The organism is Microbacterium panaciterrae, assembly GCF_039541635.1.
Taxonomy (GTDB): Bacteria; Actinomycetota; Actinomycetes; order Actinomycetales; family Microbacteriaceae; genus Microbacterium; species Microbacterium panaciterrae.
Genome location: NZ_BAABGP010000003.1, coordinates 130,825 through 149,817, shown reverse-complemented (window position 1 = coordinate 149,817; position 18,993 = coordinate 130,825). Strand labels below are relative to the sequence as shown.

Here is an 18,993-nt window from a genome sequence, read left to right as displayed (position 1 = left end):
CCGATCAGTCGTCCAGCAGCGCCGCAGCGAACATCGGGCGCGCGGCGTCGACGCTCGGCGGGTGGAAGAGACCCGCGGTGGCGTCGCGGTACAGGCGGCTCAGCTCGTGGCCGTTGTCGAAGCCCGATCCGCCGGTGCACATGAGGGCGGCCTCCGCGCTGCGCCGGGCGGCCGTCGACGCGTTCAGTCGTGCGCTCACGAGCAGCAGCGGCCAGCGTGCGCCATGGTCGGCCAGCTCATCGAAGTCGCGGCAGTACGCCTCGAGCTGCGCCGGGACCGCGAGGTACTCGAGATGCGCGTCGGCGAGCCGAGTGCGGGACTCGGGCACCTCGGCGTAGGTCGCGCCGGCCTTGGCTGAGCGGCGCTTCTTCAGGCCCGCAGCGCCCAGCTCGAGCGCGCGGCGCGCGACGCCGGCGTAGACGGATCCGATCAGCAGCTGGAAATTGCTCGTGATCGCGAAGGTGAGCAGGTCCGGGACCCGGCCCACGGCGATCCGCCGGTTCACGCGTTCCGGGCGCATGCGCACGTCGGTCAGGATCGTGGCGCGGCTCTGCGACGCGCGCATGCCCATCACATCCCACTGGTCCGAGACGGTGATGCCTGCGGCGTCGCGCTCCAGGAATCCATACACGAGCATCGGGTTGTCCGGATCCGTGTCGTCACGGCCGTGCGTGATCAGCCGGGTCCAGACGGGGGAGAGCGAGGTGAAGATCTTCACGCCGCTGAGCAGGTAGCCGCCGTCTTCCTGCGGCGTCGCGATGGTGCGCGAATCCTGCATGACCCAGTCGTTCGATGGCTCGCTGATGCCGAACGCGAAGATCTCCCCGGCCATGGCCTCGGCGAATATGCCGTCGAGGGAATGATCGCCGCGATCCGCCATCGCCTTCGCGACCCCGAGGCACATGAGATGCATGTTCACGGCCAGGGCCGTCGCCGGGGCGGCCGTCGCCAGGCGCTGCTGCAGGTGCGAGACCTCCTCGAGATTCAGCCCTGGACCTCCGTGCTGCTGTGGCACGAACAGGTGCAGGTAACCGCGTGCGACGAGCTCGGCGAGGTCGTCGTCGAAGAACCGGTTCTGGAGGTCGTAGACGGCCGCGCGCTCGCGGAACCGCTCCAGCAGCTCGTCCGGCAGGTAGCGCTCGGCGAGCTCGGCATGGCGGGTGAGACGGTCGGTCATCGTGCCTCCTGAGAGTCGGTCGCGGCGAAGACGACGGCGCCGTTGTGGCCGCCGAAGCCGAACGAGGGGGAGAGGATCCGGCGGATCGGGCCTGCATCGCGCGCGGCGCCGCGCACGATGTCCCAATCGTCGAACTCCGGCTCGTCGAGGTTGATCGTGGGCGGGATCAATCCGGTGCGCAGGGTCTGGATCGAGATGATCGCCTCGACCGCCCCGGACGCGCCCAGCAGGTGGCCGGTGCTGGACTTCGTGGCGGTGATCGGGATCCGCCGGGCTCGGGCGCCGAAGACGGCGTCGTAGGCGGCGAGTTCGGCCGCGTCGCCCGCGGGCGTGCCGGTGCCGTGCGCGTTGATGTGGTCGACGGCGGTCGGGTCAGCCGGGTCCAGGCCCGCGTCGGCGAGGGCGGCGGCGACGGCCTGGGCCGCGCCGCGGCCATGCGGGTGCGGCGCGGTGGGGTGGTGGGCGTCGCTGGACTCGCCGAAACCCGCCATCACGGCCAGGGGCTCGGCGCCGCGGGAGCGGGCGCCGTCCTCGGCCTCGAGCAGCAGTGCGGCGGCCCCCTGGGACATCACGAACCCGCGGCGTGCGCGGTCGAACGGGCGGCTGGCGGCGGCCGGATCCGTCTCGTATCCGGTGGCGAGCGCCCGCAGGTTCGTGTTCGCGGCGAGGTTGACCGGGTTCAGGCAGTCCTCCATGCCGACGACGAGCACGGCGTCGGCATAGCCGTGCCGGATCCGGCGCAGCCCCTCGCCGAGCGCGATAGCGCTGGACGCGCAGGTCGCCGTCACGCCATGCGCGGTGCCGCGTGCGCCGTAGCGCTCGCTGAGCAGGGCGGCGGCGGCATCCGGGGCGCCGTGCACGACGACGCTCAGCGGCACGCCACGGGGTCCGCGGGCATCGAGGGCGCGCGTGGCGGCCTGCATCTGATCGATCGGACCGGATCCGGTCGCGGCGAGGATCGCGGTGCGGATCGCGTCCCAGGGGAGGTCCCGGCCCTGGCGGAGCGCGGCGGGGTCGACGCCGGCCTGCGCGAGCGCCTGGTCGGCGGCGGCGATCGCCCACAGCTGCACGGGGCTGAGCCGACGGATCAGCGGCGGATCGACGAGGCCGGCTGCATCGAAGCCGCGGATCCGCCCGCCGATCCGGACCGGGAGGGCGTCGAATGGCGGATCATCCAGGGTGGTGATGGCGCTCTGCCCCTGGACGACGGCGTTCCAGAGCGTGGTCACGTCGAGTCCGCTCGGCGTGATCGCGCCGAGTCCCGTGACGACGACGCGGCGTTCTGCGCCGGTCACAGCCGCACCGCCTCGCCCGATTCGACCAGCGCGGCCGTCGCAGCGCGGCGGATCTTCCCCCCGGCCGTACGCGGCAGCTCGTCGATGCGGTACCAGCGTCGCGGCACGAACTGCGGAGCGAGCCGCTCCCGCGCCCAGGTGCGCAGGGAGGCCTTCGTGGGCTCGGATCCCTCGAACACCAGGGCGACGATGCTGCCGAGCCGCGGATCCGGCAGCGCCACCGCACACACCGCACCGAGCCCCGGTAACCGGTCGAAGGCGCGCTCGACCTCGGGCAGTGACACCTTGTGCCCGCCCGTCGCGACGATGTCGCCCGTGCGCCCGGCGAGCTGCAGGCGACCGTCGAGGATCCGCCCCACATCGTGCACGGTCGCCCAGCCGTCGGGGCCGCGCAGCACCGCGTCGGTGGTGGCTGCGAGGTAGCCGTCTGAGCATGCCGCGGCGCGGATCCACAGCGTGCCGAGCTCGCCATCGGGAAGCGCGCGGCCCTCGTCGTCGCGGATCTCGGCGCCGATGCCGTCGTAGACGTCGAGCAGTGTCCCGTCGCCGCCGCAGCTGTCGCCGATGAACCCGATCTCGGCGGCGCCGTAATAGCTGATCAGCCGCACGTGCGGCAGCACGTCGGCGAGCCCGTCCCGCAGGGCGGCGGGCAGGTTGGCGCCGCCGGTGATGACGAGCTCGAGTGCGGCGAAGGACCGCGGATCCCGGCGTGCGGCGTCGATGAGCGTCTGCACCACGGCGGGCACGGCGACGACGCGGGTGATGCCCTCCGTCGCGATCCGGTGTGCGAACTGCGCCGGATCGAAGGCGTCCGCGAGGTGCGCGCCACCGCCCGTCGCGAGGCACTCGATGAGGGCATACAGGGTGAGGCTGTACGAGAGCGGCCCGGGGGCGAGCGTCTCCACGCCGGGCAGCGGCTCCAGGTGCGCGCTCGAGACGGCGACGTTCTCGCGGTACTGGCGGCGCGTCTTCAGGAACGCCTTCGGATCGCTCGTGGTGCCGGAGGAGAAGAGCAGCAGGAACGCCTCATCCCCGTCGCGCACCGCCGGCGGAGCGGCAGGCGTGGCCGCGGTCTCGCGGATCCGGAAGTCCTCGAGCGTGAGCACGGTGCCGGTCCACCCCACGGTGCGGAGAGCCTCGGCGAAGGCGCTGTCGTCGCTGATCACGAGCCCGATCCCGGCGGTCGTGACGACGCGGACCCGATGCGCGAGCGGCCAGTGCGGGTCGATCGTGGCCGACACGGAACGGTATCCGGCGAGGCCCGCGACGATCCGCGCGGCGTGGAACGCGCTGGCGATGCTGACCGCGGTGATCGGGATGCCGCCCGTCTCCGGGGCGGGAGCCGGGGGAGCGGGCTGCGCGCGATGCGCGGCGTCGACCACGGCGAACACGCGACGGGAATCCTCGACGAGCCCCGCGCAGCTCAGGGCGCCGTCCGCGCCGACGATCGCGGGCTGATCCGGATGCTGCGCCGCCGTCTGCAGCACCATCCCCGTGATCGGCATCGCGCACCCTTCCGTGGCGCCGACGCGCCCGATCCAGTCTAGGACGGGGGCGGCGTCGCCGGCCCGGCCGAGGGGTGCGCCGGGCCGGGTCCCTGCCGTGCCCCACGCTCGCCGTGCCCCACGGCACCTGCCGCGAGACTCCACTTTCTGCATGAGACACCACGTCTGCCGTGGTGTCTCATGCAAGAACAGGAGTCTCGCGAGGGCTTAGCCTGGCCCCGGTTCGTCGTGCAGCACCGCAACGGCGGCGGCGAGGGTGTCGCCATCGGGGATCCGCCCGTCCGGGCTGAGCAGCCAGAGCACGCCGAGGCCCTGGGAGAGCACGAAATCCAGTTTCGCGAGCGCGAGGGCCTGCTCGGGGGAGAGGTCGGGGTGAGTCTCGGCGAGATCCTCCGCGACACCGCGATACCCCTCCTCGATCGCGTCCTGCATGCGGGTCAGCGCCACAGGATCGCGCATCATGCGCACGGCGTTCTCCATGCTCGCCAGAAGGGTCTCCCGGTTCTCGGCGAAGACGGCGGGGATCCGGTTCCACAGCGCGGCGAAACCGTCGAGCAGGGCGAGATCCTTCGCCTCCCGGATCGCGGATCCCATGCCGTCGCCGATCCCGGTCCCGAGCGTGTCGAGGAGGGCCTCGGTGACCAGCTGCTCCTTCGAGCCGAAGTGGTAGCCGATCGCGGCGAGGCTCACTCCGGCCTCCCACGCGATGTCGCGCGCGGTGACGTTCGCGACTCCGTGCTCGATGATGACGCGACGTGCTCCGGCCAGCAGGTCTTCGCGATTGCCCATGTCCACATCCTAGACCGTGTCTTAGACGCTCGTGCTAGACATCCGTCTGAGAAGGGTGTAGACAAGCGTCTTAGACAAACGTCTGATTTCGATCACGACCCGAGGAGCCCTCATGTCCGCACCCCACGTCCTCATCTCCGGCGCCGGCATCGCCGGAATCGCCGCCGCACTGCAGCTGGTCCGTCGCGGCGTGCGCATCACCGTCGTCGAACGCGCGCCCGAAGCGCGCCCGGGCGGCCAGGCCGTCGATCTGCGCGGCGCGAGCCGTGAGGCCGCCGAGCGCATGGGCCTGATGCCTGGGATCCGCGCATATCAGCTGCACGAGAAGGGACTGGTCTACCTCGACGGCCGCGGGCGTCCGTACGGGCGCATGCCGGTCGAGCTGTTCGACGGGCGCGGGGCGGTCGCCGACGTGGAGATCGCACGCGGCGACCTCAACCAGGTCCTGCTCGACGCCCTCGCGGCCGCGGCGGAGCAGGCGCCGGGGCTCCTCGAGCTCCGGTACGGCGACGGGATCGACGCGTTGGCGCAGGATCCCGACGGGGTCGACGTCCGCTTCGCCTCGGGCGCTGCGCAGCGGTTCGACGCGGTCCTCGGCGCCGATGGCGTCCACTCGGTCACGCGCCGCCTGGCCTTCGGCGCGGAGGAGCAGTTCGCCATGCGCCTGGGCGGCTACGCGGCTTTCTTCACCATGCCGACGCCTGCGGGCCTCGAGGACGGCTGGTTCGCGATGCGGATCGTGCCGGGCGCCATGCTCGGGATCCGCCCGGATCGCGATCCTGCCACCTCCAAGGCGATGCTCACCCTGCGGGTGGACCACGACCCCGCGCTGCGCGGGGACCGGGACGCGCAGGAGGCACTGATCCGTCGGATCCTCGCGGGCGCCGGCTGGCAAGCCCCGGCGGTGCTCGCAGCGATGAGCGCGGCGCAGGACTTCTACTTCGACGAGCTCGCCAGGGTCGATGTGCCGGATGTCGCCCGCGGACGCATCGCGCTCGTCGGCGACGCGGGATACTGCGGATCCCCCCTCAGCGGCATGGGCACGGCGATGGCGCTGGTGGGCGCGTTCGTGCTCGCCGGCGAGCTGGCCGGCTCCGGTGCGGAGAGCGTTTCGTCGGCGCTGGAACGCTATGCACGGCGGATCGATCCGTTCATCGCCGACGGCAAGAGGATCCCCTTCGGCAGCCTCGAGCGCGCGGTCCCGAAGACGCGCGCGGCGGCGGCGCTCGGAACGCTCACGACCCGCGTGATGCTGTCGAAGCCGTTCCTGCCGCTGGTCAAGCGCGCTTTCGCGAAGAACGCGACGGACGAGCTGCCGCTGCCGCTTCCGTTGCCCGCGCCGACCACCGCCGCGAGGTGAGGCCCCATCACCACCTCCGTCTCCGTCGCCCAGTCTCGAAAAACCAGATTCTGCATGAAACACCACGCCAGGAATGGTGTCTCATGCAGGAAGTGGTTTCTCGCGTCGGGGTGGAGGCCGTTGATGATCCTGGTCCCCGTGGGCGCACTCCGGCTGGTCTGGCATCCGCGTGGGCGGGATATTCCGCGGCGCTGAGCGAAGGAGCCCTCGCGAGTCGCGCGGCCTGAGCGAGGGGGCCTCGCCGGTGTGCGCCTGGCGCGGAGATGTGCCGCTTCCTCGGACGGATCCGGCGAAAGCATCCGAAGATGCCGTACTTCTCCGAGCCAAGCGCACACATCCCGCGCGTGCGCCAACGGCGGCTACTCCGCCGCATACACCTCGCGCCCGGCGAACCAGGTCGACAGCACGCGGGCGTCGATGATCTCCTCGGCGGGGCCGGCGATCGCGTCGCGGTCGAGCACCACGAAGTCCGCCGACTTGCCGACCTCCAGCGAACCGGTCTCGGCGCCGAGTCCCATGGCGACCGCGGCATTGCGTGTGAACACCTGCAGCGCCTCCTCGGCCGTGATCGCCTGCTCGGGCCACAGGGTCCCGGGCGCGCGGCGCAGCGGATCCGCGCGGGTCACGAGGCCCTGGATCCCCTCCAGCGGGTTCGGCGATTCGCTCACCGGCCAGTCGGATCCGCCCGCGACGAGCGCCCCGGCATCGATGAGCGCGCGATTCGGCTGCGAGTGCTCCGCCCGATCGCCGAGCACCTCGGCGAGCATCTGCGGGATGATCCCGGGGAACCAGATGAACGGGGAGATGTCGGCGGTGACGTCGAGCGCCGCGAAGCGGGGGATGTCGCTGTCGGCGAGGAACTGTCCGTGCGCGATCTGGATCGGGGTCGTGAAGCCCTCCGCCCGCAACTGTTCGGCGACGTCGAGGACGAGCCGGGCGGATCCGTCGCCGGTGCAATGCACCTTGGCGCCCAGTCCTCGCTCGGCGACCTGGCGCAGCCAGCCGTGCAGCTCGTCGAAGGTCATCGTCGTCTCGCCGTGGAAGTGCGCGCCGTGCGCGGCGTCGGCGAGGTACGGCGCGAGGAACGAGGCCGTGCGTGCGGGCGGCACGCCGTCGAGGAAGATCTTCACGAAGTCGGGGCGGTGGTGCGCGGTGCGGAACTCCTCGCCGCGGGCGATCAGGGCGGATCCGACGGGGTCGAATCCGAAGATCTCGTCGTTCACGAGCAGCGACGACACGACCCAGGCGTCGAGCGCGCCGTCGCCATCCAGCGCCGCAAGGGCCCCGAGGATGTCGGTGGAGACCCCCGCGTCCTGGAACGCGGTGATGCCGTACGAGTTCGCGAGCTGCACACCCCGGGCCGACGCCGCGCGGTGCTGCACGGCAGACAGCCCGCCGGAGCGATCGTAGGCCTCCTGCACCGGGATCCCGGCGGCCTCCAGCAGCACGCCGGTGGGGGTGCCGTCCTGCTCGTCGAGGAGCGTGATACCGCCCGTCGGGATCGCGTCGGTGCGGATCCCGGCGAGCTCCAACGCCCGCGTGTTCGCCCAGCGGTTGTGCCGGGAGTCCTCCACGAGCATCACCGGGCGACCACCCGCGGCCTCGTCCAGCCGCTGCCGGGAGACGGTGTTCGCGAGCGTCGGGAGCATCGTCGAGGCGATCGCGCCGCCGATGATCCAGGCGTCCGCGGGCAGCGTCGCCGCCTTCTCGTGCACCCGGTCGAGGATCTCGTCCAGGCGCAGCGTGGGCGACAGCGTCAGTTCGAACAGATCGGTGCGTCCGGCCAGGGCGTGGTGGTTGTGCACGTCCGCGAAGCCGGGGTAGACCGCCGCCCCGCCGAGCTCGAGCACCCGCGTCCCCGGCCCGCGCAGCGCCTCGACCTCGGCGCGGTCGCCGATCGCGGCGATCCGCCCGTCGCGCACCGCGAAGGCTTCGGCCGTCGGGTGCGCGGGGTCGACGGTGCGGATCGCGGCCGCGATGACGATGAGCTCGGCGGGAGCGGTCACGTCAGGCTCCGGCGCCGAAGGACGCGGGCTCGAGCTCGGGCGTGTGGTGCGTGACCGAGATCAGCCGCCCCCAGGCGCCGAACGTGAAGTGCGTGGGCACCTCACCCGACTCGTCCAGCCCGAACAGCACGCCGTGCGAGCGGATCCGGCTGACGTCGCGGTGGTCGGCGATCGTGACCGACGCGCACGGGATGACCTTCTCGCGCCACGCGAACACGTAGATGCCGGGGCGCACCTCCCACACGCTGTTCTCGTCGGTGTCGGCCAGTCCCCGCTCGGGGCCGGCGAGGCACTGCCAGCTGTACCAGCGCTCGGAGAGATAGACGTGCTCGTACGCGTGCACGGGGCTGTACACCCACTCCACGCGGCGGCCGATCAGGGCCGTCGTGGGCGCCGGCTCGTGGCCCACCACGGTCGCGCCGTCGATGGTCGCGGTGCCGAAGTGATGCTGCACCCGGGTGCGGCCCTTCTCGAGCGCCGGCAGGATCTCGCTGATGATCGACAGCACGCGCCCGGCGCGCAGGTCGATGACGAGCGAGACGGCCTCGTTCGGCAGGTAGTCGTGGTGGAACTGCACGTAGAACAGGTCGTCGTCGACCTCGATCGCCTCATAGGCATCGGTGTCGCTGGCGGGCGCGGTCGGGTCGCCCTCGCCGGGTGTGTAGGTCCAGGTCACCTTGTTCTCGGCGAAGCGGTGCGCGATGCGGGTGCCGTTCGGGGCGGTCACGTCGATCTGCCGGCCGGCGAGCGCCGTCGTGTGCGGCGCCTTGTTGGCGTCGAAGCCGGGGGCGAGACCGTCCAGCGGCAGCCAGGTCGAGGTGTCGGCGGGGTTCATGGTGCTCATGATGCTCCTTGGGTGTAGTTCGGGGTCGGGCCCTTCGACGGGCTCAGGGACCGGGGTCGGCTCAGGGGCGGAGGCGGGGCTCAGCGGCCGCTGATCCGCTCCAGGTCGGTGGAGAGGCCGTCGTAGACCTCCGGCTTCGACCGCTTCAGGTAGCCGGCGTAGATGATGCCGCCGATCAGGGCGAGCACGAGCAGCAGCGGCAGCAGGTTGATCCAGAGCTCCTCGGATCCGGCGACGATGCTGAAGTTGAAGATCGCGAGGATCGAGATCGCCGCGATCCCGAGGAAGCCGATGCCCGGCGCGATGAAGGTGCTCCACCAGCGCGTGTCGCGCTGCCGGCGGAAGTACACCACGATCGACAGGGCGGCGAGCCCCTGCAGGATCAGCACGCTGAGCGTGCCGAAGCCGAGCATCGCCGGAACGACCTGCACGATCGGATCCGCGCCGGCGACGAAGAAGATCACGGCGACGATCGCGGCGAAGCCGGCCTGCACGATGCCGGCGATGGCGGGGGATCCGCTGGCGCGGGTGCGGGCGAGTGCGCGGGGCAGGATGCGGGCGCGGCCGAGCGCGTACAGGTAGCGGCTGGCGGAGTTGTGGAACGCGAGCATCGCGGCGAACAGGCTGACCAGCAGCAGGATCATCATGATCGTGGTGAGCGGCCCGCCCAGGTACTGCTGCGCCAGCACGAAGATGAGGTCTCCGGTGGGCAGGTGCTTGACGGCCACGGCCTGCGCGTCGGGGACCCCGATCGCGCTGACGACCGCCCAGGTGGTGACGCCGAGGATGATGCCGATCGCGATGATCGCGGTGTAGGTGGCGCGGGGGATCGTGCGCAGCGGCTGCTTGGCCTCCTCGCTGAACAGCGCGGTCGCCTCGAAGCCGAGGAACCCGGTCGCGGCGAGCAGCATGCCGATCGGGAGGGATCCGGAGAACACCCATTCGGGGCTGAACGCGGCGAACGAGAATCCCTTCTGCACGAACACGGAGACGTCGAAGACGAGCAGCATCGTCGTCTCGAGCACGAGGCAGACGCCGAGCACCTTGGAGGAGAAGTCGACGCCGATGCGGGCGAGCACGAAGCAGACGGCGATCGAGAGCAGGCCCCAGAGGATCCAGCTCATGTCGAAGCCGGTGAGCTGTTTGATGATCGACTGCATGAAGAAGCCGCTGGTGCCGATGGTGCCGACCACGAAGAAGTTGTAGCCGAGCGTGGCGATGAGGCCGGCGATCAGCCCGCCGGTGCGGCCGAGGCCCTTCACGACGAAGGCATAGAAGCCGCCCGCGTTCACGAGCTGCTTCGACATCTGCGCGTAGCCGACGGCGAACAGCAGCAGGATCGCGGCGACGAGGAAGAACGACATGGGTGCGCCGCCGCCGTTGCCGAGTGCGATCGCGAGGGAGGCGACCACCACGATGCCGGTGAGGGGCGCGACGGCGGCGAGGACGAGGAAGACGATCCCCGCGACGCCGAGCGCGCCGGGGCGCAGGGTGGTGTGGGAGTTCTCTGTTGCGGTGGTCACGTCGGCTCCTTCGCTCGGGTGACGGCACGGGCCTTCGCCGTGAAGCGGCGTTGTGGTGGGCACGTGCAATGGCGGACTTCTGCGAGTCTGCCCGCTCACGCCGGGCGCGGCTTGCCCGTCAGCGAAGGACGATGGTGTCAGCGTGCACAGCCGCCCCGGTCGCCCGCGCCGCGGCCGATCCGCGGAGCAGGATGGCGGGACGGGCGGGTCTCGCAGACACCGCCCGCGATCGGAGGAAGCGGCGATGGAGCTGCACCTGCAGGGCAGGACCGCCCTGATCACCGGGGCCGCCGGCGGGATCGGCCGTGCGGTCGCGCGGGCGCTCGCCGCTGAAGGGGTCAGGGTGGCGCTGCTGGACCGCGATGCGGTGGCGCTCGCGGAGACGGCGGAATCGTGCCCCGGATCCGTCGCCGTCGTCGCCGATGTGACGGATGAGGAGGCGGTCGCCGATGCCGTCGCTCACGCGGTCACGGCGCTCGGCGCGCTGCACACCGTGGTCTGCTGCGCCGGGATCTCGGGCCCGGTCGGATCCGGCATCGAGCAGACCTCGCTCGCGCAGTGGCAGGCCGTGTTCGCCGTCAACGTGACCGGCGCGTTCCTCGTGCTCCGGGCGGCGCTGCCCGCGCTGCGTGCGACACCTGCGGCCTCGGTGGTGCTGCTCGCGAGCGACTCGGCGTTCGTGGCGTCGCCCGGGATGGCGCCGTACGGCGCATCGAAGGCCGCTCTCGTGCAGTTCGGGCGGGCGCTCAGCGTCGATCTCGCCGCCGATGACGTGCGCGTGGTGACGGTCTCGCCGTCGATCGTGGACACGCCGATGAGCCGCGGCGACCTCGGCGACGACGCGTTCGCGTCCCCGTCGTTCCCGGTGCAGAGCGCGGATCAGATCGCCGCGCACGTCGTCTACCTCGCCTCGCCGCGCGCCGCCGCGGTGAACGGATCCGGGATCCTCAGCGACTTCGGTTTCAGCGCGCGATCCGGCTTCCCGGCCTGAACCACACATGACCCACCCACGACAGGAGACCCCATGACCAGCGCAGGATCCACCGGACGCGTCGTCGTCATCACCGGGGGCGGGACCGGCATCGGTGCCGCGATCGCCGCCCGCTACGCCGCGGAGGGTGCGCATGTCGTCGTCGTCGGCCGCCGCGAGGAGCCTCTGCGCGAGGTCGAGCGGGCGGTCGGCGCCTATCCGGTCGTCGCCGACGCCGCCTCGACTCCCGACGCGAAGCGCGCGGTCGTCGAGGTGCTCGCGACGTTCGGCCGCATCGACGTGCTCGTCGCGAACGCGGGCGGGCACGGCTTCGCCCCGGTGGGGGAGACGGACGACGCGGGCTGGGACGCCGCGATCCGCGCGAACCTCACCACCGCGTTCGTGATGGCGCGCGAGGCGCTGCCCGCGCTCATCGAGGCGAAGGGCCAGATCGTCGTGATCTCGTCGCTGGCCGGGCTGTTCGCCGGTCCGTCGGTGGCCGGCTACACGGTCGGCAAGCACGCGCTGATCGGCCTGACCCACACGCTCGCCCGCGACTACGGCAAGCACGGCGTGCGCGTGAACGCGGTCTGTCCTGGCTGGGTGCAGACGCCGATGGCCGACGAGGAGATGGACGAGTTCGCCGCGCACGCCGGCCTCTCCGGCCGCGAGGAGGGCTACGCCACGGTCACCGCCGATGTGCCGCTGCACCGTCCCGCCCAGCCCAGCGAGATCGCGGCGGTGGTGCGTTTCCTCGGCTCGTCCGAGTCGTCGTACATGACCGGATCCGTGCTCGTCGTCGACGGCGGGGCGCACATCGTCGACCTGCCCACGACCGCGTTCGAGCACGCCGGGATGTAGCTCCACATCCACGTCGTCCCCGCCAGCGGGGGCCATAGGGTGCGCTGGCGGGGACGACTGCGGCCGTGAAAGGGTCAGGAGGGGGCGGGGTCCGCGCTCGGGGCCTCGGGGTCTTCGAGAGGGGCGGGGTCGGCGACGTGCAGGCCCGGGTTCATCGCGAGGAGCACGGCGCGCAGCTCGGCGATCTCGGATCGCAGCGCATCGACGTGCGCGACGGTCGCGGCCTGCCGGCTGGTGTTCTCCGCGGACACCTTCTCGACGATCCAGGAGGCGAAGGTCGCCGTGACGACACCGAGCAGGGCGATGCCGCTGAGCATGAGCCCGACCGCGATCACCCTTCCCTGCAGCGTGATCGGGGCGAGGTCGCCGTACCCGACGGTCGTGATGGTCGTGAACGCCCACCAGATCGCGTCCCCGAACGTGGAGATGCTGCCGCCGCCCGCGCGCTCCGCGTCGAGGACGGCGAGCGAGGCGACATAGACGAGCAGCAGCGTCGCGCCGGTGACGTAGATGACGATCTGACCGCGTACGGCCCGGCCCGCCGTGCGCTGCAGGACCGTGAGCAGGGTGACGACGCGCAGAACCCGCAGGGGGCGGATCATCGGCAGTACGACGGTCGCGAGATTGAACAGGTGGGTCAGGAACCACCGCCACCGCTGCGGGGCGAGTACGAGACTCACGACGTAGTCGACGAGGAACGTGCCCCAGGACACCCAGAGCAGATCTTCGAGCAGCGCTCCGAGATCGCCCCGAGGATCCACGATCACCTGGATCGAGTACGCGACGAGGAACAGCAGGGACGCGACGACCAGCGGCCAGTCCGTGATCCGCCGCCAGCGCTCCAGAGTCATGCGCGCATCGTAGCCCCGCTGCGGCCTCGGCGGCAGGCCCCGCCGAGTCTGAGCCCGGGTCTAGTCTGGGGCCGTGACGCGAAAGGCGCAGTGGGGAGCGATCGTGGCGGTCTGCGCGCTGGGCGCGCTGGCCGTGTTCGGTTATTCGCAGGGATGGATCGGCGGCTCGGGCTCGCCTGCGGGAACGTCGATCGCCTCGTCCGCACCGGGTTCCGAGCCCGCGGCCGGCGATGATCCGATCCGGCCCCTGTTCGATGGTCGCAGAAGCGGTGTCGAAGTGCAGGGCACCGGCGTCGTCTCGCGGATCCTGCCGGACGACGACCAGGGATCCCGGCATCAGAAGTTCCTCCTCACCACACCTGGCGGAGTCTCGATCCTCATTGCCCACAACATCGACATCGCGCCGCGACTCGACGGCCTGGCCGTCGGCGACCGGGTCGGCTTCCTCGGCGACTACGAGTGGAGCGACAAGGGCGGCACCGTGCACTGGACGCACCACGATCCGTCCGGCCAGCACCAGAACGGCTGGCTGAGCTGGAAGGGGCGGACCTTCTCCTGAGGGTCGGAACCCGGGCCCTGAGCTCCCTTCGCGGGCCGCGTCGGGTCAGGCCGCCGCGCCGGCGCGGACCCTCTTCGCCATCTCGATCATCTCGGGCGCCGGCTGGCTGAGCGCGATGATGTTCCCCTCGCTGTCATCGAACCAGGCGCCGCGCAGAGTTCCGAGCTGAGCGATGCCGTCCACCGTCTTCAGCCCGGGGAAGTCGTAGTCGTGGAACACGACCCCGTGGGTGCGCAGAGCCGTCACGTCGCGATCGATGTCGTCGGTCGCGAGGTTGAACGCGGTGTTCTTGGCGGTGCCCGCGAAGTCGGTGCGGTACACCATCACCATGGTTCCGCCGACGTCGTAGAACAGGGTGCCGGACTCGACGTCGAAGGAGATCGGATCCCGGCCCAGCACGTCGTGCCACCACCCCTTCGCGCGATCGATGTCGGCTGCCGGGAGGACGGCTGTCGCCATGAGGTTCTCGAACATGATGATCCCCAGTCCGGGGGCGTCGTCATCCTCGCGCCGGCCCAGCACAGCGCCGCGGCGATCAGGGCGTGCGAATGCCGTCCCCGAGCGATTTTATCGCCGCCGGGCGCTTCGCGGAAGGGCCGGGACTGCTTCGGTGACCGGCTTTCGGAAGGCTCAGGGATGGGGGTCAGCCGCCCAGATACGCGCGATGCAGCAGTTGCGGGTCGGCCTGCAGCTCCTCCGCGGTGCCCTGGAACGACACGCGCCCGCCGGCGACGACGACGGCCTCGCGGGCGATGCCGAGGGCGAGCTGGGTGAACTGCTCGACCAGGAGCACGCCCACCCCCGATTCGGCGATCGACTGCACGATCGGCACGAGTCGCATGAACACGACCGGGGCGAGACCGAGCGACATCTCGTCGATGAGCAGGATCCGAGGCTTCGCGGCGAAGGCGCGGGCGAGCACCACCATCTGCTGCTCGCCGCCGCTCAGGAGCGCGGTGGGGGAGTCGATCCTCTTCTCCAGCTCGGGGAATGGCGCGAGCGCTGCCTCGAGCTCGGCCGGAGTGCGGGCGGTGAGCGACAGGTTCTCGCGCACGGTGAGCGAGGGGAACACCGCGCGACCCTGCTCGATGTGCACGATGCCCTGGCGTGCCCGAACGACGCGGGAAAGCTTGTCGATTCGTTCGCCGTCGAGCGTGAGGGATCCGGCGGAATGCGCGGTCACGCCCGAGATCGATTCGATCAGGCTGGTCTTTCCCGCGCCGTTCGGCCCGACCAGCGCCAGCACCTCGCCGCCGTGCACGGCCAGCGACACGTCCGAGATCACGGGGCCCGCCCCGCGGCGCACGGTGACGCCGTCCAGCACCAGTTCGCTCACGACAGCAGCTCCGTCTCTCCCATGTACGCCCGGACGACGTCGGGGTCGCCCAGCACCTCGTCCTGCGGCCCGCTGGCGAGCACGGTGCCGAAGTTCAGCACCGTCAGCATCGGGCACACCGAGCGCACCAGATCCAGGTCGTGCTCGATGATGATGAGCGCCGTGCCATAGCGGTCCGGCAGCTCGCGCAGCCGTGCGGCCAGGGCGAGGTGCTCGTCATGGGACAGGCCGGCGGCGGGCTCGTCCAGGATCAGTAGCCGCGGCCGCGAGAGCACGGCGGCAGCCACCTCGACCAGCCGCCGGGTGCCGACGTCGACGCCGGACAGCCGCGCCCGCGCGGGCGGGCAGCCGAAGAACGCGAGCGTCTCCGCGATGTCGGCGCCGCCCAGTCGGCGGCGCGCCACGAACCGCACATACGCGCCCACCGTGAGCAGCGGCGGCACCCGGTCCTGCTGGAACGTGCGGCGCAGCCCCAGCCGCGCGCGGCGCGTGGGGGACAGGCCGGCGAGATCCTGCCCGCCCAGCAGAACCCGGCCGCCGTGCTGCGGCAGGAAACCGCTGATCGCGTCGACGAAGGTCGACTTCCCGGCGCCGTTCGGCCCGATGAGCCCCATGATGGAGCCCGCGGGCACGGAGAAAGACACGTCGTCCAGGGCCTTCAGCGCGCCGAACTGCACGGTCAGCCCGTCCACGGTGAGTACGGGTTCGCCGGTGAGGATCGCCGGATCCAGCGCCGCGGTGGTCGTGGTGCGGATCTCCTCCGCGCCGTCCTGCGCGTCCGGGGGCAGCGCGGTCAGCGCGGCCTTCGCGGTCTTCCGATCCTGCCGCCGCCAGATGAGCGAGCGGATCGCCTGGCCGAGGTTCGACCCGCCGGTGAGCGCCTGCACGCCCAGCACGCCGAACACCACGAAACCCCAGTCCTGCGGGATCCCCCAGCGCTTCAGCAGCTCGGGCACGAGCACCCAGAGGATGCCGCCGAGCACGGCCATGTCGATGAGGTGCGCGCCCGACATGATCGCCAGCACGTAGAGCGCGAGCGACTGCAGCGGGGTGAAGCTCGAGGCGAACGGCAGCTGCACCTGGCCGGCGAGCAGGCCGCCGGAGATGCCGCCGAGCGCGGCCGAGACCGCGAACGCGGTGAGCTTGGCGCTCTGCACGCTCTGCCCGGCCGCGGCGGTGCCGCGCTCGGAGAACGCGACGGCCTTCCAGCTCGCGCCCCAGCGTCCGCGCTGCAGGAAGAACACGCCGAGGGCGCAGACCACGAGCACGATGATCGACAGGAAGAAGAACTGCTTGTCGCTGGTGAACCCGGTGGGCCGGTCCACCGAGATGCCGGTCGCGGATCCGGGGAACTGGATCTGCACGAGCGTCACATCGGCCGCCGCCGCGAACCCGAGCGTGACGACGGCGAGGTTCACGCCGCGCAGGCGCAGGGCGGGCAGTCCCACGAGGATCCCGGCGAGTCCGGCCGCGATCCCTCCGGCGACCAGCCAGACCAGGAAGCCCCCGCCGACGTGCCACACGTTGAACAGCGAGACCACCCAGGCGCCGATCGCGGCGAAGGTGAGCTGGCAGAGCGCGATCATGCCGGCGGATCCGGTCACGATCCCGAGCCCGAGGATCGCGATCGCGGCGGTGACGGCGCTGATCGCGAGGAAGACGAAGTAGCCGGACAGCGTGTTCGAGAGCACGAGCCCGACGAGCACGGCGGCGATGCCGACCGCGAACGGCCAGGCGGTGCGGAACACGGGATTCTGCGTGAGCGGGCGGGTGGCGCCGGTCATGTCGAGCGAGCGGTCAGCGCGCGGCATCCCACACCTCCTTGCGCTGCGTCCAGAGCAGCAGGATGACGATGAACAGGAAAGGCAGGAAGTTGCGCACCAGCGCGACCTCGTCGATCTGCGCGACCAGGCCGCCGAGCACCCCCAGCACCAGACCGCCGATCACGGCGAGATCCAGGCGTTTGAACCCGCCGAGCAGGGCGGCGGCCGCAGCGGGGATGATCAGCATCGCCAGGCTGGTGGCGTCGTTGGACTGCGAGGGCGCGACGATGATGATCGCGATCGCGCTGATCACGCCGGTCACGAACCACACCGCGATCGACAGCGGGCGGGAGCGGATCCCGAGCAGCTCGGCCGTGGTGGGCCGCTCGGACAGCGCACGCAACTGGATGCCCACGCGGGTGCGGCTCAGCATGAGCTTCACCAGCACGGCGGTGAGGACCGCCATGAGCACGGTGGCGACCGTGACCTGGCTCACGACGACGCCGCCGACCGAGAACGCGGGGCCGGCGATGATCGGGGCGAACGGCTGCGGCTTGTTGCCGAACAGGATGAACGACAGCGAGATGAGCAGCAGCAGCGGCCCCACCGTCATGGCCGAGCGGGTCGTGGTGGACGCCTCGGACAGCCAGGTCGCGGCGATCCAGCCGATCACGACCGCGAGCAGGCCGGCGATGAGCACCCCGAGCACGGATCCGAGCCAGACCGGGAGCCCGGCCTGCCGCACCAGCCAGACGGCGGCGAACGCGCCGAACATGGCGGTGGCGGCCTGCGCGAAGTTCACCACCCGCACCAGCCGCGACATCAGGGTGAGGCACACGCCCAGCACCGCGTAGAGGCCGCCGGCGGCGAGGCCGGCGATGGCGCCCTGCAACATGGTGTCGTCCTTTCGAGGAGGGAGAGGACCCGGTCTCTCGATCCCCTCGACAGGCTCAGGGACCGGGAGACCGGATCGGGTCACTTCGTGATGCGGAACCAGTCGTCCGCGACCTTCTCCCACTTGTGCGTGCCGCTCTTGAGCTCGATCGGCCAGCCGGCGTTGTTGTCGACGCCGAACGTGTACGGCGTGCCGATCATCTTGTCGTCGATCGGCTTCATGCTCTTCAGCGCCTGCGTGACGCTGTCGCGGGTGACGTCGCCCTTGATCCCCTTCAGAACCGTGAGGAAGTGCGTCGCGGCGAGGTAACCGCCCTGGCTGAACGCGGTCAGCGGGATCTTGTTCTTCGCCATCAGGTCCCGCCAGTCCTTGGTGATGGCGTTGTCGTCGGTGAACGGGTAGAACTCGGCGGGCACGTAGACCCCGGCGCCCGCGTTGTCGACGGCCTGCGCGAAGTTCTCGCTGTAGACGCTGGTCAGGTACAGCCAGGTGACGTCGTTCCAGCCCTGCGCGTTGGCGGCCTTGACCTGCCCGATCGCGTCGGGCTCGACCGGGTTCACGGCGAGGGCCTTGCAGCCGGCCTGGCGGGCCTTGACGATGTACGGCGTGTAGTCGCTGGCGCCGTACGGCACCGTGTCATCGATGTACTTCGGCTTCTGGCCCGTGACCTTGGTCCACTTGTCGATCGCGGCCTGGTAGGTCGGGCGGGTGGATCCGGCGATCTCGAGCAGCACGCAGATGTCCTGCAGGTGCAGCACCTCCGAGCCGTACATGAGCGTCAGGGTCATGTCGTTGAAGGGGCCGACGTTGGCGGGGGAGATGTTCTTGCTGTTGAAGCATCCGGTGTCGACGCCGATGCCGGGGATCGACAGGATCCCCTCCTGCTCGTAATACTTCTTGTTCAGGTCGCATTCGATCAGGCTCGCGGAGCCGACCATGGCGACCGCGTTGTCGGATCCGACGAGCTCGCGGGCGTTCGCGGTCGCTGTGGCCGGGTCGCCCTTGTCGTCGAGCGCCTTGTAGTCGATCTTGCGGCCGTTCAGGCCGCCGGAGGCGTTGAACTGGTCGAACACGGCCTTCGCGGCCTGCGACGCCTCGGGGAAGGTCGCGGGTCCGGAGATGGTGTTGACGGATCCGACGACGATCGGATCCGTCGATGCGGAGCCTCCCGATCCGGCTCCGGAGCAGCCGGCCAGGGCCAGCACGCCCGCGGCGAGCAGCGCTGCTGTGGCGGTGATGCGCTTCTTCATGTGATTTCC

At 71.0% G+C, this 18,993-nt stretch carries 17 protein-coding genes; 4 read left to right on the top strand and 13 right to left on the bottom strand.

Going from position 1 to position 18,993, the window contains the following annotated elements; genetic code table 11:
* Nucleotides 1–4 precede the first annotated feature (4 nt).
* From ABD882_RS00745 to ABD882_RS00730, 4 genes are all read right to left on the bottom strand, one after another.
* Entirely contained in the window at nt 5–1,177 is a 1,173-nt protein-coding gene (locus ABD882_RS00745) for an acyl-CoA dehydrogenase family protein (protein ID WP_345183364.1), read from the bottom strand.
* On the bottom strand, nt 1,174–2,472 hold the full coding sequence (locus ABD882_RS00740) for a beta-ketoacyl-[acyl-carrier-protein] synthase family protein (protein ID WP_345183362.1): 1,299 nt from the start codon (nt 2,470–2,472) through the stop codon (nt 1,174–1,176). Before ABD882_RS00740 ends, ABD882_RS00745 begins: the two co-directional genes overlap by 4 nt.
* A complete protein-coding gene (locus ABD882_RS00735) occupies nt 2,469–3,977 on the bottom strand; it encodes a class I adenylate-forming enzyme family protein (protein ID WP_345183360.1) in 1,509 nt (502 codons plus the stop codon). Before ABD882_RS00735 ends, ABD882_RS00740 begins: the two co-directional genes overlap by 4 nt.
* Nucleotides 3,978–4,184: 207 nt before the next feature.
* On the bottom strand, nt 4,185–4,766 hold the full coding sequence (locus ABD882_RS00730; RefSeq protein ID WP_345183357.1) for a TetR/AcrR family transcriptional regulator: 582 nt from the start codon (nt 4,764–4,766) through the stop codon (nt 4,185–4,187).
* 112 nt (nt 4,767–4,878) lie between these two features.
* On the opposite strand from ABD882_RS00730, the gene ABD882_RS00725 reads away from it, so the two are divergent.
* The gene (locus ABD882_RS00725) at nt 4,879–6,126 is read left to right on the top strand and encodes an FAD-dependent oxidoreductase (protein WP_345183355.1); all 1,248 of its coding nucleotides are present in this window, start codon (nt 4,879–4,881) and stop codon (nt 6,124–6,126) included.
* A gap of 359 nt (nt 6,127–6,485) precedes the next feature.
* Here ABD882_RS00725 and ABD882_RS00720 read toward each other — a convergent pair whose 3' ends face one another.
* The 3 genes from ABD882_RS00720 to ABD882_RS00710 all read right to left on the bottom strand — a co-directional run bounded on the left by ABD882_RS00720 (nt 6,486) and on the right by ABD882_RS00710 (nt 10,499).
* Nucleotides 6,486–8,132 (bottom strand): amidohydrolase, encoded by a 1,647-nt coding sequence (locus ABD882_RS00720; protein ID WP_345183353.1) that lies wholly within the window; start codon nt 8,130–8,132, stop codon nt 6,486–6,488.
* A 1-nt stretch (nt 8,133) separates the two neighbouring features.
* Nucleotides 8,134–8,976 (bottom strand): molybdenum cofactor biosynthesis F family protein, encoded by an 843-nt coding sequence (locus ABD882_RS00715; protein ID WP_345183351.1) that lies wholly within the window; start codon nt 8,974–8,976, stop codon nt 8,134–8,136.
* 80 nt (nt 8,977–9,056) lie between these two features.
* Complete coding sequence (locus tag ABD882_RS00710; RefSeq protein ID WP_345183349.1) at nt 9,057–10,499, bottom strand: APC family permease; 1,443 nt, start codon at nt 10,497–10,499, stop codon at nt 9,057–9,059.
* A 244-nt stretch (nt 10,500–10,743) separates the two neighbouring features.
* On the opposite strand from ABD882_RS00710, the gene ABD882_RS00705 reads away from it, so the two are divergent.
* Both ABD882_RS00705 and ABD882_RS00700 read left to right on the top strand, forming a co-directional pair.
* Nucleotides 10,744–11,490: an SDR family NAD(P)-dependent oxidoreductase gene (locus ABD882_RS00705; RefSeq protein ID WP_345183347.1), complete on the top strand. Its 747-nt coding sequence runs from the start codon at nt 10,744–10,746 to the stop codon at nt 11,488–11,490.
* A 33-nt stretch (nt 11,491–11,523) separates the two neighbouring features.
* Complete coding sequence (locus tag ABD882_RS00700) at nt 11,524–12,330, top strand: SDR family NAD(P)-dependent oxidoreductase (protein WP_345183345.1); 807 nt, start codon at nt 11,524–11,526, stop codon at nt 12,328–12,330.
* Between the two features lie 74 nt (nt 12,331–12,404).
* Here ABD882_RS00700 and ABD882_RS00695 read toward each other — a convergent pair whose 3' ends face one another.
* On the bottom strand, nt 12,405–13,181 hold the full coding sequence (locus ABD882_RS00695; RefSeq protein ID WP_345183343.1) for a potassium channel family protein: 777 nt from the start codon (nt 13,179–13,181) through the stop codon (nt 12,405–12,407).
* A gap of 73 nt (nt 13,182–13,254) precedes the next feature.
* Between ABD882_RS00695 and ABD882_RS00690 the strand changes: the two genes are divergently transcribed.
* Complete coding sequence (locus ABD882_RS00690; RefSeq protein ID WP_345183341.1) at nt 13,255–13,740, top strand: DUF3465 domain-containing protein; 486 nt, start codon at nt 13,255–13,257, stop codon at nt 13,738–13,740.
* Between the two features lie 45 nt (nt 13,741–13,785).
* Here the strand turns inward: ABD882_RS00690 and ABD882_RS00685 are convergent, their stop codons facing one another.
* The 5 genes from ABD882_RS00685 to ABD882_RS00665 all read right to left on the bottom strand — a co-directional run bounded on the left by ABD882_RS00685 (nt 13,786) and on the right by ABD882_RS00665 (nt 18,984).
* Nucleotides 13,786–14,214 carry a VOC family protein gene (locus ABD882_RS00685; protein WP_345183339.1) on the bottom strand — a complete coding sequence of 143 codons (429 nt, stop codon included), beginning with the start codon at nt 14,212–14,214 and terminating at the stop codon, nt 13,786–13,788.
* A 169-nt stretch (nt 14,215–14,383) separates the two neighbouring features.
* Complete coding sequence (locus ABD882_RS00680; RefSeq protein ID WP_345183337.1) at nt 14,384–15,076, bottom strand: ABC transporter ATP-binding protein; 693 nt, start codon at nt 15,074–15,076, stop codon at nt 14,384–14,386.
* The gene (locus tag ABD882_RS00675) at nt 15,073–16,887 is read right to left on the bottom strand and encodes a branched-chain amino acid ABC transporter ATP-binding protein/permease (RefSeq protein WP_345183335.1); all 1,815 of its coding nucleotides are present in this window, start codon (nt 16,885–16,887) and stop codon (nt 15,073–15,075) included. The genes ABD882_RS00680 and ABD882_RS00675 overlap by 4 nt, the downstream gene beginning before the upstream one ends.
* On the bottom strand, nt 16,874–17,734 hold the full coding sequence (locus ABD882_RS00670; RefSeq protein WP_345183333.1) for an ABC transporter permease subunit: 861 nt from the start codon (nt 17,732–17,734) through the stop codon (nt 16,874–16,876). Before ABD882_RS00670 ends, ABD882_RS00675 begins: the two co-directional genes overlap by 14 nt.
* An 80-nt stretch (nt 17,735–17,814) precedes the next feature.
* Entirely contained in the window at nt 17,815–18,984 is a 1,170-nt protein-coding gene (locus ABD882_RS00665) for an ABC transporter substrate-binding protein (RefSeq protein WP_345183331.1), read from the bottom strand.
* Nucleotides 18,985–18,993: the final 9 nt, after the last annotated feature.